The sequence below is a fragment of the candidate division KSB1 bacterium genome (assembly GCA_034505495.1).
Lineage (GTDB): Bacteria > Zhuqueibacterota > Zhuqueibacteria > Residuimicrobiales > Krinioviventaceae > Fontimicrobium_A.
Genome location: JAPDQV010000005.1, coordinates 1 through 15,632 on the forward strand (window position 1 = coordinate 1; position 15,632 = coordinate 15,632).

15 protein-coding genes, 1 tRNA gene and 1 pseudogene are annotated in these 15,632 nt (G+C 53.3%); all 17 read right to left on the reverse strand.

The window, feature by feature from the left end:
• Window positions 1-939: AAA family ATPase (locus tag ONB24_03360; GenBank protein ID MDZ7315141.1), on the reverse strand; the 939-nt coding region annotated here is incomplete at its 3' end.
• Window positions 940-1,040: 101 nt separating this feature from the next.
• Window positions 1,041-2,936, reverse strand: coding sequence for a molecular chaperone DnaK (gene dnaK / locus ONB24_03365; protein ID MDZ7315142.1), 1,896 nt, complete (start codon window positions 2,934-2,936; stop codon window positions 1,041-1,043).
• Window positions 2,937-3,117: 181 nt separating this feature from the next.
• The gene (locus ONB24_03370; protein MDZ7315143.1) at window positions 3,118-3,360 is read right to left on the reverse strand and encodes a zinc ribbon domain-containing protein; all 243 of its coding nucleotides are present in this window, start codon (window positions 3,358-3,360) and stop codon (window positions 3,118-3,120) included.
• A gap of 21 nt (window positions 3,361-3,381) precedes the next feature.
• A complete protein-coding gene (locus tag ONB24_03375) occupies window positions 3,382-4,860 on the reverse strand; it encodes a DegQ family serine endoprotease (GenBank protein MDZ7315144.1) in 1,479 nt (492 codons plus the stop codon).
• Window positions 4,861-4,930: 70 nt separating this feature from the next.
• The gene (locus ONB24_03380) at window positions 4,931-5,818 is read right to left on the reverse strand and encodes a J domain-containing protein (GenBank protein MDZ7315145.1); all 888 of its coding nucleotides are present in this window, start codon (window positions 5,816-5,818) and stop codon (window positions 4,931-4,933) included.
• Window positions 5,811-6,365 carry a nucleotide exchange factor GrpE gene (locus ONB24_03385; GenBank protein MDZ7315146.1) on the reverse strand — a complete coding sequence of 185 codons (555 nt, stop codon included), beginning with the start codon at window positions 6,363-6,365 and terminating at the stop codon, window positions 5,811-5,813. Before ONB24_03385 ends, ONB24_03380 begins: the two co-directional genes overlap by 8 nt.
• A gap of 246 nt (window positions 6,366-6,611) precedes the next feature.
• Window positions 6,612-7,298: a zinc metallopeptidase gene (locus ONB24_03390; GenBank protein MDZ7315147.1), complete on the reverse strand. Its 687-nt coding sequence runs from the start codon at window positions 7,296-7,298 to the stop codon at window positions 6,612-6,614.
• A 227-nt stretch (window positions 7,299-7,525) separates the two neighbouring features.
• Window positions 7,526-8,056, reverse strand: a complete 531-nt coding sequence (locus ONB24_03395; GenBank protein MDZ7315148.1) for a DUF2914 domain-containing protein — start codon at window positions 8,054-8,056, stop codon at window positions 7,526-7,528.
• Between the two features lie 12 nt (window positions 8,057-8,068).
• Window positions 8,069-8,887 (reverse strand): ATP-binding protein, encoded by an 819-nt coding sequence (locus tag ONB24_03400; GenBank protein ID MDZ7315149.1) that lies wholly within the window; start codon window positions 8,885-8,887, stop codon window positions 8,069-8,071.
• Between the two features lie 40 nt (window positions 8,888-8,927).
• Window positions 8,928-10,682 carry a long-chain fatty acid--CoA ligase gene (locus ONB24_03405; GenBank protein MDZ7315150.1) on the reverse strand — a complete coding sequence of 585 codons (1,755 nt, stop codon included), beginning with the start codon at window positions 10,680-10,682 and terminating at the stop codon, window positions 8,928-8,930.
• 8 nt (window positions 10,683-10,690) lie between these two features.
• Window positions 10,691-12,226 (reverse strand): 4Fe-4S binding protein, encoded by a 1,536-nt coding sequence (locus ONB24_03410; protein MDZ7315151.1) that lies wholly within the window; start codon window positions 12,224-12,226, stop codon window positions 10,691-10,693.
• Complete coding sequence (locus ONB24_03415) at window positions 12,223-13,134, reverse strand: DUF362 domain-containing protein (GenBank protein ID MDZ7315152.1); 912 nt, start codon at window positions 13,132-13,134, stop codon at window positions 12,223-12,225. The genes ONB24_03410 and ONB24_03415 overlap by 4 nt, the downstream gene beginning before the upstream one ends.
• Before the next feature lie 70 nt (window positions 13,135-13,204).
• A complete protein-coding gene (locus tag ONB24_03420) occupies window positions 13,205-14,236 on the reverse strand; it encodes a tetratricopeptide repeat protein (GenBank protein MDZ7315153.1) in 1,032 nt (343 codons plus the stop codon).
• 28 nt (window positions 14,237-14,264) lie between these two features.
• A tRNA-Leu gene (locus ONB24_03425) sits at window positions 14,265-14,347 on the reverse strand.
• A gap of 15 nt (window positions 14,348-14,362) precedes the next feature.
• Window positions 14,363-14,707, reverse strand: coding sequence for a preprotein translocase subunit SecG (gene secG / locus ONB24_03430; GenBank protein ID MDZ7315154.1), 345 nt, complete (start codon window positions 14,705-14,707; stop codon window positions 14,363-14,365).
• Window positions 14,708-14,723: 16 nt separating this feature from the next.
• Entirely contained in the window at window positions 14,724-15,476 is a 753-nt protein-coding gene (gene tpiA, locus ONB24_03435) for a triose-phosphate isomerase (protein MDZ7315155.1), read from the reverse strand.
• A 31-nt stretch (window positions 15,477-15,507) separates the two neighbouring features.
• Window positions 15,508-15,632, reverse strand: a pseudogene (locus ONB24_03440) (cobalamin-dependent protein).

The window sequence follows — 15,632 nt, forward strand, 5'->3', positions numbered from 1 at the left end:
GCCGATGCAGCGCAATTCGCCGCGCGCCAACGCAGGCTTGAGCATATTGGAGGCGTCAATGGCGCCTTCCGCCGCGCCGGCACCGACAAGCGTATGAATCTCGTCGATGAACAGAATGATCTGTCCGTCGGACTCGGCGATTTCACGCAGCACCGCCTTTAGCCGCTCTTCGAACTCGCCGCGAAACTTGGCGCCGGCTATCAGCGCGCCCATATCGAGCGCCATAATGCGCTTGGATTTCAAGTTTTCCGGCACATCGCCCTGAATGATGCGGAAGGCCAACCCTTCGGCGATGGCCGTTTTCCCAACGCCGGGCTCACCAATCAGCACCGGATTATTTTTGGTCCGGCGCGATAGAACCTGCAGAACCCGTCGAATTTCCTCATCGCGGCCGATCACCGGGTCCAACTTGTTGCGCCGCGCCAAATCATTCAAGTCGCGCGCATACCTTTTGAGGGCCTGATACTTTTCCTCGGGGTTCTGGTCGGTTACCCGCTGCGATCCGCGCAACTCTTTCAACACCTTGAGGATGAGATCGCGGGAAATGCCGTGCTGCCGCAGCAAATCACCGGCGGCAGTTCTATCTTCGCACATCGCCAAAAGCAAATGCTCGGTGCTGACGAATTCATCCCGCAGTTGATTAGCCTCGCGCAGCGCGCCTTCGAACAGCTTGTTCAAGTCGGATGACAAATACAGCTGTCCCACGCCGCCGGAAACTCGGGGCAGACGCTCAATGGCCTGTCTCGCGCGCGAGAGCATCATCTCCGGATCGGCGCCGATTTTTTTCACAATCGAGCGGGCAATACCTTCCGGAACTTCCAAAAGCGCCGCCAGCAGATGCACCGGTTCGATCTGCTGATGACCGGCTTCGGAAGCCGCCTGCTGCGCCCGCTGCAGCGCCTCCTGAACTTTTATGGTCAGTTTATCTATGGATATCATACTCTATCTCTCCTTCGTTAAAAAGGCGAGACCGAAGCCTCGCCTTTTTCATATTTATCTGCAATCCCCCACCGAAAGATGTGAAGGTTTTTTTTGCTGCTTTATTTTTTATCGTCGACAACCTCAAAGTCGGCCTCTTCGGCATCGCTCTTACCGGCTGAAGAACCGGATCCGCCGGAACTCTGACCGGCTGAGGCCCCGGCAGCCGCATACATCTTTTGCGCCGCCTGGCCCATGACCTGGTTCAGCGCCTCCAGCGCGGATTTGATTTCGTCGATGCTCGTGCCTTTTACGGCTTCTTTCAACCGACCGACTGCCGCCTCGACGCGATTGCGCGTTTCAGTATCTAATTTGTCGCCGTTTTCGCGCAGGAATTTCTCTGTTTCATAGGCGGTCTGATCGGCGCGGTTGCGCGTGTCGATCTCCTCGCGCCGCCGCTTATCTTCCGCCGCATGCATCTTGGCGTCGTTCACCATGCGCTCGATCTCTTCTTTAGTCAAGCCGGTGGACGCTTCGATGCGGATGGACTGCTCGCGATTGGTCGCTTTGTCCTTTGCGGTTACTTTCAAGATGCCGTTGGCGTCAATGTCGAAAGTGACTTCGATCTGCGGCACGCCGCGCGGCGCAGGCGGGATGCCGTCCAAATGGAAGCGGCCGAGCGTACGGTTGTCCGCCGCCATTTCGCGCTCACCCTGTACGACGTGAATTTCCACCGAAGTCTGGTTGTCCGCAGCCGTGGAAAAGATCTCCGACTTGCGGGTCGGAATGGTCGTGTTCTTGGGGATCAGCTTGGTGGTTACGCCGCCGAGCGTTTCGATGCCCAGAGACAGCGGCGTCACATCCAGCAGCAGCACGTCCGAGACTTCGCCCGCCAACACGCCGCCCTGAATGGCAGCGCCGATCGCCACAACTTCATCCGGGTTGACGCCCTTGTGCGGTTCCTTTCCGAACAGTTCGCGAACCAGCTGCTGCACTTTGGGCATACGGGTCGACCCACCGACCAACACCACCTCGTCGATGTCGGCCGGCGTCAGGCCGGCATCCTTGAGCGCAATCCGGCAGGGTTCCAGCGTCCGCTGGAACAGATCGTCGCACAACTGTTCGAACTTGGCCCGCGTCAGCGTCATGTTGAGATGTTTCGGGCCGGTATCCGTGGCCGTAATGAACGGCAGATTGATTTCGGTCTGCGTCAGCGTGGAGAGCTCGCACTTGGCCTTTTCCGCAGCCTCCTTCAGGCGCTGCAACGCCATCGGATCGCGCGAAAGATCAACGCCCTCCAGCTTTATGAACTCGTCGACCATCCAGTCGATGATTCGCTGATCGAAATCATCACCGCCCAAGTGTGTATCGCCGTTCGTGGACTTGACTTCAAAGACGCCGTCGCCGATCTCGAGAATCGAGATGTCGAACGTTCCACCGCCCAAGTCGAACACGGCAATTTTTTCGTTCTTCTTTTTATCGAGGCCGTAAGCCAGTGAAGCGGCCGTCGGCTCGTTGATGATCCTCCGAACGTTCAAGCCGGCGATTTCTCCCGCCTCCTTCGTGGCCTGTCGCTGGCTGTCGTTAAAGTAGGCGGGAACCGTAATGACCGCATCGGTCACCTTTTCGCCCAGGTAATCTTCGGCCGTCTGCTTCATCTTTTGCAGAATCATGGCGCTGATTTCCTGGGGCGTATACTCTTTATCGTCTATCTTGACGCGCGCCACATCATTGGGGCCCGCGACGACTTTGTACGGCACCTCTTCAATCTCGCGCGTCACCTCACTGTAGCGGCGCCCCATGAAACGTTTGATGGAATAGATGGTCCTCTGCGGATTGGTGATCGCCTGCCGTTTGGCAACCTGACCGACAAGACGCTCACCGGTCTTTGTAAAAGCAACCACAGACGGCGTGGTACGACCGCCTTCGCTGTTCGGAATGACCACAGGCTCGCCGCCTTCCATCACGGCGACGCACGAATTGGTCGTGCCTAAATCTATCCCGATGATTTTTCCCATTAAAAATCCCTCGCTTTCCTTTAATTCGTTGTTCAATTTTGCCGCTGAACTTGCAATCCTTGTGCCGCAAATTAGGCAAAACTCTAAAAGCATTTATCTCTATACAAAACAGGCTCATAGACGATGACTGTCTATGAGCCTGTTTAGGACTATTAGCGTGATAACGTCAGGAGACCGTCAGTCAGTCCTTTTTTTCTGCCACTTTGTCTGTACTCTTGGCCGATTCTTTTTTACCATTGCCGTTCTTTTTATAATCCGTAATGTAAAAGCCCGTGCCTTTGAAAATAAGACCGTTTCCCAGACCGATCAGCCTCCTGACCTCGCCGCCGCATACAGGGCATTCCTTGAGCGGTTCGGCTTTAATGGACTGAAAGGCTTCAAAAATGTGTCCGCATGATTCGCACTTGTACTCATAAGTCGGCATAATTCAATCACCTCTGCATAGTTACTTTTTCTCACGCGGCGCTCGTACGGCGACGAACATACTGTTGTTTCCTCTTTTGATGCGAAAAAGTACCACTTCGCCGGGTTTAACCTCATTGATCACACTGTTGAACTGCCGTACGTTGGTCACTTGACGGCGATTGACCTCTTTGATCAGATCGCCGACGCGAATCCCTTGTCGGTCCGCAGGCGAGTTGTTGACCACTCGGACCACCAATACGCCTTCCTCGTCATAATTCGTACCCAAGCGGCGCTGTGTTTCCGCCGTCAAATTGGCAACTTCGAGACCCAGGGTGTTTCCTTTTGTCCCCTTCTGAGTGTCCTCGGCAAATGTATCCGGCCGTTCACCCAACTTGACGCTCACGGTCTTTTCTTTTCCGTCGCGCCAAATTGTCAGGGTCACGCGGGTGCCCGGCGCCATCGCAGCAATGGTGTTCATCAGCATTGAAGAGTCGCGGATTTCCTTATCGTTTACTTTCAGAATAACATCGCCGTTTCTCAAACCCGCTTCTTCTGCCGGACTGTTTTCCGTTACCTGGTTGACCAGGGCGCCGCGAGGCTTATCCAGCCCGAAAGCTTCCGCCGTCTCTTCGCTGACGTTGCCGATGTAAACACCCAGCCAGCCTCGAGTCACCCGGCCCTTTTCGATCAGCTGCTTCATGACATTTTTGGCCAGGTTGATGGGAATAGCAAAGCCTATCCCCACATTGCCGCCGGAGGTGGAAAAGATCATCGTGTTGATGCCGACCAGCTCGCCCTTGAGATTGACCAACGCACCCCCGCTGTTGCCCGGGTTGATCGCCGCATCCGTCTGGATAAAATCCTCGAAACTAATCTCTCCGCGCGTCAACCCGCTGCGGCCTTTGGCGCTGACGATGCCCGCCGTCACCGTTTGATCCAGCAGCTCGCTGAAGGGATTGCCGATGGCCAACACCCATTCCCCCACCTCCAGTTCGTCGGAATCGCCCATCTTGATCGGGGTCAGGTTTTTGGCGTCGATCTTGATGACCGCCAGGTCGCTCTGCGGGTCACGCCCGATGATTTTTGCGTCGTAGGCGCTGGTGCCGATGGTCACCTGTAGTTCATCGGCATTCTCAACAACGTGATTGTTGGTGAGAATGTAGCCGTTTTCATCGACAATGACCCCAGAGCCTAGTCCTTGCCGAATCTGTTCCTCCGGCACATTGAAAAATTGGCGCCAAAACTCCGGTACATCGGTGCGTACCGTTGCCGTGCTCTTTATCGTCACTACCGAGGGCTTGACTTTTTTGGCCACTGCCGCAAATCCCTTGCTCATCGTCTGCAGTGAAGCCACAGAAGGATCAGACGACAAGTCATCGGTCCTCGAGGTTGAAAAGACTCTGTCTTCAGCGGCCACGGAACCTTTGGGCAGATTCCAGTTAGCGGCTATGATCAACCCGGCAATCACGCCGAGAAAAACACCGAATAGAACGATCAGAAGCACCTGTCTGTTTTTCATTGCTCTGTCTCCCAAAATTTTTCATCCGCTATTGGATGCAAATCAAACGCAAAAGATATAAAAGAGTTTCTTATCTCTTTAACTGCAGCTCTTCGGCCAGCTGCATCAACAGCGATTTGGCTTTCGGCGAAAGGTGCGTGGGGATAACGACGTTCACTTCCACATAGTGATCACCCTTGACGCCCTCTTTTTCCAGTCCGAAACCTTTAAGCTTGAATTTTTTGCCCGGCTGAGTACCGGAGGGAATTTTGAGATCGACCTCGCCGCGCTGATAGGTTTTGACGCGCACCTTGCCGCCCAAAGCTGCAGTCACCATATCTACATCCGCTTTGCTGAAAAGATCCAGCCCGGAGCGGGTAAAATAAGGATGGGGAGCAACCCGCACAGTGAGGATCAAATCACCGGCAACGCCGCCGAATCCTCGTCGGCCCTGCCCGCGCAGAATGATTTTTTTGCCGTCCTCAATAGCCGGTGGAATTCGAACGGAAATCTGCCTGCCTTCCACCGAAATGACTTGTGTGCCGCCTACTGCGGCAACATCGAACGGCACTGTTATTTCCGCCGTAATGTCTTCGCCCATGGCCGCGGATGATCTGCCGAAATCGGCACGTCCGCCGAAAAATTCGGAAAAGAGATCCCCAAAGCCGCCGAATCCGCTTGCCTTCCTCCCGCCGGTTGCCCGATTGAAAATAGAGCCGAGATCCTCGAAATGAATATCGAAATGACTGCCGAAGCCGCCTCCGAAACGCCGCATTTGATCATATTGCGCCCGCTTCTGAGGATCGCTCAGCACGGAATAAGCCTCGGCAATATCCTTGAACTTTTCTTCGGCAACCTTGTCCCCACGATGTCTGTCGGGATGATATTTTTTTGCCAGCTCCCGATACGCTTTTTTGATCGTCTCTTCGTCGGCGGTTTCGGGAACTCCGAGTATGTCATAGTAATTCTTTTCAACCATCTTGCACCTCTTTGGCACCCTTGGCTTTAGCGGTAATCACTTTTGCCGGACGCAAAAGAGCATCGTCTAATAAATATCCCTTCTGCCAAACCCTGACTATATTACCTTCCGGTATTTGATCGCTCTCTTCCATCATCACCGCTTCATGAAAGTGGGGGTCAAACGCTTCACCTACAGGATCGAGCTCTTTCAGCCCCTTGTCTTTCATGATGGACATCATCTTTTGATAGATCATCCGCACTCCGTCAATTACAGAGTTGGTTTCTCCCTCGTGATGATGGAAAAAGATGTTGAAATCATCAATAACCGGCAGCAAATCGGCCACAATCTGCCGAGCAACCTGACGACGCCGCTCTTCCAATTGCTCTTCCATGCGTCGCCGGTAATTGATAAACTCTGCACGGCAGCGCAGCCATTGATCATAGTAATCGACTTTATCTTCTCCCGAAGCGACTTCCGAACCCTGCACCTCACTTTCGGCACGGGGCTCATTGATCGACTCGTTCTTGATTTCGGTTTCGATTTGCTTTTCTTCCTGTTCCGCCATTTACACCTCACCTTGATTTATGACAATATGCGTCTGTCGACATGCAACTGTTGTGCCGTAAAGTTTGGAACATTTTTATCTATTTATTTTTAAAGCGATAACAGACTATGCCACAAAGCTGAACAGCTTTTGTTTTGAAAAATATACTGCCAAATTGACAGAGTGAATGATAGAATTGCGTCGAAAGCGGTTCAAAATGATGAAGGGGACTAGGAGAACGCAACTTTTCTCCCAGTCCAAACCGGTTCAGTCGTTTCGCCCCCGAATCATCAAGAGACGGATCAGCTGAAGAATCGCCATGGCGGCGGCGGCAACATAAGTGAGTGCGGCGGCCTTGAGCACCTGCCGTGCGCCTTCGATCTCGTGCTGCTTCAGATAGCCGTTGCCGGCGAGCTGTACGAGAGCCCGACGGCTGGCATTGAACTCAACCGGCAGGGTGATGACCTGAAAGAGAACGGCGCCGCCGAAAAGGAGAATGCCGATATCCATCAACACACGGAATGCAGAAACAAACAAGCCGATGAAAAACAGCCAAATGCCCCAGGTCGAGCCGAAATTGGCCAAAGGAAAAATGGCATTGCGAAAACCCAAGGGTGCATAAGAGGTCGCGTGTTGAATGGCATGCCCCGTTTCATGTGCTGCGACGGCAATCGAAGCCAGCGAAGTCCCGCTATAGTTTTCGCTCGACAGGCGCAGTTTTTTCGCGCGCGGGTCATAGTGGTCGGTCAAGGTTCCTGCCACCGGTTCCACCTCGACGTCGCTGATGCCGTTGCGCAGCAGCAGATTTTTAGCCGCCTGAGCCCCGGTCATTCCGCTCGAGGAGGGCACACGACTCCATTTTGCATAAGCACTTCGCACAGCATACTGGGCATACAAGCTCAAAATAAATGCCGGTATCAATATGATCATCGTTGCATCCATAGGCAGAAACATGATGAATCCTCCTAAATTTCGATTGCTAACGTATTACTTTGTTCGCCGGGGAAAGTTCCGCGGACGAGGGGTAATTAAAGATATGCCGGCGGCAACCAAAGGCCATCCGGGGATCACCGGTAAAATTACACCCGCTAATCCCGTCAGGATGAGAGGCGGCGCCGCCCAAATTTTCGTACGGTTGAAACGCCTTATTTTGCCGCGAAAAGATTCTTTTTTCATTTCGATCACTTTAAAATAAACTCTGCAGAACCCAAATAGTCACCGCGTGTTGTTCGAATATCGACTTGCCAAATGCCGGTTTTTTCCGGTGACATATTCAGCCGCGTCCAGGCAACCGGACGACGCCCCCCCTGCACTTTTGCCTTCAGCTGCGCGATGGTAACGTCGCGATGTTTCCAATAAAAAACCACTTCCTGCGGAGCAGGCGGGGCGAACTCGGCAAAGCAGTAGAGATAGTCAATATATTTACTAAAGACGCCTTTGGCCAACAGCGGTTTAAGCATTTCTTCGTCAATGTCGATGCACACCACGGCAGAACGAAAAGAAAGCGCTGCCGCACCGGCTTCTTTTTGGTACGGCGAATCGGCAACCGTTGCCGAATTGGTCTTTGCCGCCGTTTGGGTTGCCGGAGTTTCCTCATCCTTGAGATGGCGGTAGACGAAGATAAATCCGACAATCAACAGAATCAGCTCAAAGAACCAGACAATGCTGCGGCTGCGGCTGCTGCTTTTTGCCGGCTTTTCATCGTGACTCATTCGCTCTCCTTCTCATTGATCGCTCCGCACCAAAGCCCGCTTCGTCATAGGTTTGTTAAGGTACTTGGTCATGGTTAAAGTGTTGCCGTTGATCGGATCGATCTGATAGTCGATCTCGTCCATGGCGCGACGAATAATATGCAACCCCATTCCCCCGCCGGTCCCTTTTTGCGCCGCAGCCGACAAATCGAAATCCTGCATATGTTGCACCTTAAAGCCGCGCCCATAATCAATGACGCGTACAACCAACCGATCGGCAAAAGTCTCCACCTCGACAACGATCAGCTGTTGCATTCGCGCCGTCCGCGTATGTTGAACGGCATTGAGGCAAGCCTCATAAACGGCAATCTTGATGCGGCTGATCTCGTTTTCTGAAAAGCCGATGCGCTTTGCTTCCGCCGTCGCTAAATCTGTCGCCAAATAGATCGCTTTCTCATCATACGGCAACTCGATCCGCCGGAGGCTGTGAAACGAATCATCACGAGCGGCATCATCGACCGTATCGGGCGCCGTTTCTTCTTCCCCCATTACAGTGACGGACAAGTATCGTTTCGGATTAAAAGTCAGCAGATCCTCCAACGCGGAAGGCCGCAGATTGATCACCTTGACGTCACCCGCATTCCGCCGCGCTCTTGCCGTCATTTCGAGCAGCAAGACAATCATCTCGGTGGAAAGCGATTTGATGGCGGCGAAATCCACCACCAAAGTTTGCCGCGAGGATTTTTCAAATGCAGAGAAAGCGCCTTTTAATTCGCTGCATAGATCTGCATCACCGCCGGCAGGCAATTTAAGTAAAAGCGATCCGTTATTTTCGGACAATTTCGACTTCATCCATTTTCCGCTGTTTTGCTGATAATTTAATCATTTTTTCTCAACTTTTATGCCGATTTTTTGCTTCACCCGCCAGTTTGCGACGAACCACTTTGCCGACAAAGTTTTTCGGCAACGCATCGACAAAGACCACGCTGCGCGGTAGTTTATAAGCAGCCAGTTTTTCTCGGCAGAATTTGAGAAGCGCCTCGGTGTCAACGGCTTTTTTAGCGCGACACTTGATATAAGCGCGAATCGTTTCCCCGTAATAATCATCCGGAACACCGACCACGGCGCTCTCCTCGATGTCCGGGTGACTATTGATTACCGCCTCTACTTCTGAGGGATAGACGTTCAGACCGCCGACCAGAATGAGATCCTTTTTTCGTTCAACAATATAGAAAAATCCCGACTCATCCATCTTGGCTAAATCGCCGGTGCAAAGCCAACCTTCGGAATCGAGCACCTGAGCTGTTTCAGCCTCATTTTCATAATAACCGGCCATTACCTGCGGCCCGCGTACCTGCAGCTCGCCGATTTCTCCCACCGGAACCGGTCGGCGCGTCTTGATGTCGACGATGCGGGCTTCGGTTCCGGGCAAAGGCAATCCGATGCTGCCGGGCCGATCCTCGCCGTTTACCGGATTGCAGTGCGTTATGGGCGAGGCTTCAGTCAATCCGTAACCTTCGATCAATCTGCAGCCGGTGGTCGACTCAAAGGCCGCTTTCAGTTCAATCGGAAGGGGGGCTCCTCCGCTCACGCAAGTGCAGGAAAGGCGCCCCTTTACCTTTCGCGAACCCAACTCATCCAACAAAGCCCGGAACATAGTGGGCACTCCGGCAAAAATCGTCGGTTGACGCTTCTGCAAAAGGCGCAGGACTCGCGCGGCTTTGAACCGCGGCTCCAGCACCAGAGCCGAACCCGTCGTCATCGCCAAGTGATGGCAGGCGGTCATGCCGTAGCTGTGAAAAAAGGGCAAAACTCCCATAATGACTTCTCGTCCGCTGCGCATTCCGAGCCAGGCTTGCGTCTGGCGAACATTGGCGACCAAATTTCGATGCAGCAACAAAACCGCCTTCGGCTTACCGGTTACACCTCCGGTAAAAAGCATGACCGCCGGATCGTCCGGCGAAACGGTGACCGGTGAAGGAGTAGGAGGACTCTTGAGCATTTGTCGAAATGCAAGACTGGCAGGAAGGCTCTTGGCCGCGGTGCGGGAAACGGCAGCGCGGAACCAAAAGAAAAAGCGCGGCCCAGTCGGCATGAATTCGCTCAAAGAGGTGAAGACGACTTTACCCTTATGCCGTTCGAACGCCCCCTCCAAGCGACGATGAAGCTGAGCAAAAGTAATGATCACAAAAGGCCGACAGGAAGCAATCAGAAATTCCAATTCGGCAGAAGAACAGAGCGGATTGAGCGGCGTCACCACGGCGCCGATGCGCAGCGTTGCCCAATAGGCGATCAAGAACTGCGGAATGTTCGGCAAAATCAGAGCGACGCGATCCCCTTTGCGAACACCCTCTTCCTGAAGCGCACGGGCGAAATGGTCAATATATTGCTGGAGCCGTCTAAAAGTGATTTTTTTGCCGAAATAAATCAATGCCGTCTCGCTGCGATGCTCCTCCGCCGCGGTTGCGAAAAGCTCATACAGATTTTGCGGCGGAAATTTCAATTCAGCGGGTACGCCATGGTCGTAGAAACGAAGCCACGGTTTGCTCTCGTACGGATTTTCCGAGCGCGTATTCTTTAACGGCAAGGCAATTTGTTCCGGAATCAATCGTCGAATGCGGTTTATTATTTTTACAAAAAATTTCATAGCACCCTTTATGCAGCACCATAATTTGGAAACACCCTTATTCCCGGCTCCCCCTTAAGAGGACATTTGAATTCACAAATGCCGCAGCCGATGCAAAGCTCCGAAACCACGTACGGCAGTCTAACGCAACGCGATTTTCCGTTTTCCATAATCGTTGTTTCCGTGAACCGAATGGCTTTTTCCGGTACGGGACAATGCTCTTCGCAAACAAGGCACTCAACCCCCTGCCGCCAGGGGATGCAGCGATTCCGATCGAAAACCGCCAGGCCGATACGAACAGACTGCTTTGCTTCGGGTGTCATGGGTTTGATGGCTCCGCTCGGGCACACCTCGCCGCACAGCGTACAGGTGTATTCGCAATAGCCGTTCTGAAAGCGGGCGGCGGGCGTCCACAGCGCTTCGAGCCCAGCCTCGAACTGAAGCGGCTGGAGGCATCCGCCTGCAGTGTTACAAGCTTTGACGCAGGCCAAGCAGCGAAGGCAGGTCTGCAGAAACTCTTTTTCGGCGACCGCACCAGGCGGTCGAATGGGCGTTGTTGGCGCCGCAAAAACCCGGCGCGCCTGCAAAAACAAGGCTGCCGCACCTCCGAGACCTATAGAAAAGAGCACACCGCGACGCGATAAATCGATCGGCTGCGGCCGAGAGATCCCTCCAAGAGTCAGTTGTCGGGCGCGATCGGGACAATCTTGCAAACATTCGCCGCAAAGAATGCACTCCGCCGGATCGGTTTCCCAAGATGGATCCACTGCGCCCATCCGGCAATCGACGCACAAGCCGCAGGCGCGGCAGTCGTCCTTTATCTGCAAAGTTACGCGGCGGGAGCGCGCCGCCAACGCCAACAAACCGCCCAAAGGGCATACGGATCGGCACCAAAAGCGACGGGAATACAATCCTGCGGAGAGTATGGCGACGAACAAGAGCAGAATGAGAAACGAGTCGGTAAAGTACGGCTGCTGCAAAGGCAACACCGTCTTTTGCAGTGCCGTGATGACGGATGAAGAGATTTCTTGCGCCGCCTCCCATCTCATGGTCAGGTGATGCGCACCGAAAAGAAGCGCCGAAAACAACGGAAGCATCACAGTCGTCAGACTGCGCGTCATCAGAGAAAGCGGGTCGAAAATTCCGGCCAGATTGGCAGAAAGCAAAGCGGAGACGAGTATGGCGATCAGCAAACCGTATTTTAAACTGCGAAAGCTTTTGTGTAGGCTGCGACGTTTAGCCGTAAAACGATCGGCCAGATCGATACAGGAACCAAGGGGACAAATCCAGCCGCAAAAGAATCGCCCAAAGAAAAAAGTTAACAGCAAAAGCGCCGCGGCGGCCAGCGAGGCAAGCTCGAAAGCACCGGTGCTCAAAAGCAGCGTCAGCGTCTGCAGCGGGCTGACGAGCAAAAAAGCGTCGGACGGAACATTGAGGCGAAAGTCGCGCAGGTTAAAAAAGAAAAAAAGAAAGAGCAGAAAAAATGCAACCTGCGAAAGGCGCCTGAAGCCGGCAAGATTGATTCGGCGGTGAAAATCAATTCTTTTTGGACGCAACAAGCTCATTGACCGAGATCAATTTCTTTGAGAACGATGTTTTGCCGATTCATTTCGCCCAATCCGCGCTCGTAGGCGCGTCGGATGTGCGGCACATCGTTCGGGGAAAAGCCCAGCAATTCGGCGCCGAGCGCATCGGCTGCGACTATATCGGTCGATGCGATGACCGTGCGTCGGAGGGCTGTGTCATCGGGACTGCCGCCTGTTGGACCGTTGCGCAGCAGCACGCGCCAGCCGTCGATGATCGTCAGCGTGGGACGAAGGACAAAACAAAGATCGACGATCTTTTCTGCAAAATCGACATGAAACAGCCCCCGATCGCCGCCCAACAGTCCCATGAGGTTTTTCATCCCGAGGGTCACGCCGGACATTGAGTGAACTTTGGCTATCGGCAGATTGATGAGCACGTCGCATTCATAGGCTTCGCGGTAGATCGGCCACTCTTTCACAGCCCGACCTTGGGGAAAAGGAGTCATGACCAATGAGGCGTCGTTGAGGAAGCGGACTTCGGCGCCCTCCTTCTTGACCGCCGTTTCGATGCCGCTGCGGCGATAGCAGCGCAGGGCATTGTTGCAGGGCCGATCCGCAACTTTGACGCTTTTGGCGCCGGCTTCCAGGCAAAGTCGGACCACTGAGGCGACAAGCTGCGGATTGGTAGTGGCCCCCTGCTCGGGTATCCGATCCCAGCCGATGTTCGGCTTGAGCAAGACCCGATCTCCTTTAGATACAAAACGGCTCATCCCCCCCAACGCCTCGATCGCCGCAGCAACAAGTTGCGCCGGTTCACCGTTTCTCACTGCCGCGGCAGTCATCAGAGCAGCTTGGGCCGTTTTCCCCGCCCCTGAAAGCGGAGCGCCGCCGAAAAGCCAACAACACGCCGCGGCGTGCTCTAAAAAGGAACGACGTGATAGAAGCATGCTGGATTTGTCTACCAATAACACAAAAGCCCGCCGAAAAGCGGGCTTTTTTTAAAAGGTGAAAAGAGTTTTATTGGCCTTTCTTCAACAAATCGATTTCGTACTGTGCATTGTTGCGCCAGTTGCGATCGGCCGTTGCCGCCTCAAAAAATTTCAAGGCCTGATCTTTGTTACCCAAATTCTTGGCGGCATATCCCGCCTCGAAATTACCGGCGCCTTTGAAGCGCTTGCCGATGGCAATGCATTTTTGGGCGGCTTCTAAAGCTTCTTTATAGTTTCCGGCCTTGTTGTGCGCCGCGGCCAAACGCCACCAAGCTTCATCGAAATCCGGCTTGTACTCTACAGCCATCTCAAAAGCCTGGATGGCATTGTCCAGTTTGCCCTCTTTCACATACTCTTCGCCCAACGCATTATAAGCCTGAAAATAATTTTGCTTCAACTGCGTGGCCATGGTAAAGTACTTGATGGCATTCTTGCTGTCGTTGGCCTTGCTGTAGGCGACGCCCAAATTGTAGGCAAAGACCTCGCGCTGGGGATTCAATTCCACGGCCCTGGCATAAGCATTGATGGCTTCTTTATAGTTATTCTGCTCATCATACACTTTTCCAATGGCGTTCCAAATGGTTCCGTCTGAAGGATCGAGCTCGGCAGCTTTTTTATAGGCATCCAAAGCTTCGTTGTATTTCCGCAACTTGGCAAGCGCCAATCCTTTGCCGTAAAAATAATCCGAGTTTTTCGCGTCGATACTAATGGCTTTGTCATAAGACTGCACCGCGGCTTCATACTGGCCCTGCTTATAGTAGGTGTTGCCTTCGTTGTAGGCCTTTTTCGCCGCGTTCATCCGTTCGACAAATTCTTTATCGGCGTTCAGCAGTTCACTCAGTTTGCTGATTTCAGCCTGCAGAGCGTCATATTGCTTTTTCAGCTTATCGTATTCCTCGGGCGTGATCCCCTGAGCGCCCATTTTGGCATTGAGCTCCCTCAATTGGAGCATTTTAGCGTCATACTCGGCCTTGCGTTGCTCCGTGGTCTGCGAATAAGCAACGATGCTGAACAATAAGGTGACGATCAAAACGACTTTTGCGGCTGCGTTAAAACTCATCAGCACTCTCCTTCTAGATTTCTAATTGTGCCGAAGGCGGGATTTGAACCCGCACGCCTGTTAGGCACTACCCCCTCAAGATAGCGTGTCTGCCAATTCCACCACTTCGGCAAAAATTCTTTAAACTCAATTACCGCTTGGAGCGTTGCTCTGGCTCGGTATTTCGACCTGAGGCAGGGTGCGTGCAGGCGAAGCAGCGCGACGCTCACGTTCCCGCTGCATCAACGTGCTTTTATCTGCCACGCCTTTGGTCATCATTCCGAGCGCCAACGCCAGAATCATGAAAAGCGTCGCCAGTACGGCGGTAGCTTTGGTCAAGAAAGGTGCACTGCCGCGACCGCCAAAGACGGTACCCAAACTTCCGCCGGCGATACCTGCCAGCCCGCCGCCTTTTCCGGACTGTATTAATATAACAAAAACCATTAAAAGTGCAACAAGAATAAATAGAGCCAATAAAAGTCCGTATAGCATGTGTGCTCCTGTTCACTCAAGCGTTGATAATACCAAGGAAGGAAGCGGCTTTTAGGCTGGCGCCTCCGACCAAGCCGCCGTCGATGTCCGGCTGAGCCAACAGTTCGCCCGCATTCTCATCGTTCATGCTGCCGCCGTATTGTATGCGGATCGTCTGCGCCGTATCTTCGTCATACAGACCGCTCAGCAACTTTCGTATAAACGCGTGAACCTCCTGCGCCTGCTGCGGCGTTGCCACTTTGCCTGTTCCAATTGCCCAAACCGGTTCATAGGCAATGATTACTTTATTCGCGTCCTCCTTGGTCAGACCGGCAAAAGCTCCGCGAACCTGCTTTTCAACAACGGCTTCCGTTTTGCCGGCTTCTCTTTCCGATAAAAGCTCGCCGACGCATACGATAGGAATCAGTCCGACCGCCAACGCTTTTTTGATCTTTTTATTGACAGTTTCATCCGTCTCGCCGAAATACTGCCGTCTCTCCGAATGCCCAATAATGACGAATTGACAGCCGACGGATTTCAGCATATTGGCCGATACTTCGCCGGTATATGCGCCTTTATCCTCCCAAAATAGGTTTTGCGCCCCGAGTGCGATCGGCGAGTCTTTAATGACACCGTAGACGGCGTATAAATTGGGAAACGGCGGGCATAATACCACGTCAACTTCATATCGACTATAACCCTGCTTTACCGCTTCCGCCAATGCGACCGCCTCGGAAACGTCCGTATTCATTTTCCAATTACCGGCGATGATTCTCTTTCGCTGCACCATTTTTCCTTCCGGTCATTTAACCTATAAATGCGAATTTTTCCACGTCGCAATCCACGCCGAGATCCTGAACCTCGAAGCCGGCGCCTTTCAGCATCATGGCGACGAGGTTTTTCCCGATATCGTGCAGGTCGCCCTTGACAGTGCCGATGCAGAGAC

What these genes read in the sequence shown, in the direction of transcription:
- dnaK (MDZ7315142.1), bottom strand. Translation starts at nt 2,936, where the DNA reads ATGGGAAAAATCATCGGGATAGATTTAGGCACGACCAATTCGTGCGTC.
- ONB24_03370 (MDZ7315143.1), bottom strand. Translation starts at nt 3,360, where the DNA reads ATGCCGACTTATGAGTACAAGTGCGAATCATGCGGACACATTTTTGAA.
- ONB24_03375 (MDZ7315144.1), bottom strand. Translation starts at nt 4,860, where the DNA reads ATGAAAAACAGACAGGTGCTTCTGATCGTTCTATTCGGTGTTTTTCTC.
- ONB24_03380 (MDZ7315145.1), bottom strand. Translation starts at nt 5,818, where the DNA reads ATGGTTGAAAAGAATTACTATGACATACTCGGAGTTCCCGAAACCGCC.
- ONB24_03385 (MDZ7315146.1), bottom strand. Translation starts at nt 6,365, where the DNA reads ATGGCGGAACAGGAAGAAAAGCAAATCGAAACCGAAATCAAGAACGAG.
- ONB24_03390 (MDZ7315147.1), bottom strand. Translation starts at nt 7,298, where the DNA reads ATGTTTCTGCCTATGGATGCAACGATGATCATATTGATACCGGCATTT.
- ONB24_03395 (MDZ7315148.1), bottom strand. Translation starts at nt 8,056, where the DNA reads ATGAGTCACGATGAAAAGCCGGCAAAAAGCAGCAGCCGCAGCCGCAGC.
- ONB24_03400 (MDZ7315149.1), bottom strand. Translation starts at nt 8,887, where the DNA reads ATGAAGTCGAAATTGTCCGAAAATAACGGATCGCTTTTACTTAAATTG.
- ONB24_03405 (MDZ7315150.1), bottom strand. Translation starts at nt 10,682, where the DNA reads ATGAAATTTTTTGTAAAAATAATAAACCGCATTCGACGATTGATTCCG.
- ONB24_03410 (MDZ7315151.1), bottom strand. Translation starts at nt 12,226, where the DNA reads ATGAGCTTGTTGCGTCCAAAAAGAATTGATTTTCACCGCCGAATCAAT.
- ONB24_03415 (MDZ7315152.1), bottom strand. Translation starts at nt 13,134, where the DNA reads ATGCTTCTATCACGTCGTTCCTTTTTAGAGCACGCCGCGGCGTGTTGT.
- ONB24_03420 (MDZ7315153.1), bottom strand. Translation starts at nt 14,236, where the DNA reads ATGAGTTTTAACGCAGCCGCAAAAGTCGTTTTGATCGTCACCTTATTG.
- secG (MDZ7315154.1), bottom strand. Translation starts at nt 14,707, where the DNA reads ATGCTATACGGACTTTTATTGGCTCTATTTATTCTTGTTGCACTTTTA.
- tpiA (MDZ7315155.1), bottom strand. Translation starts at nt 15,476, where the DNA reads ATGGTGCAGCGAAAGAGAATCATCGCCGGTAATTGGAAAATGAATACG.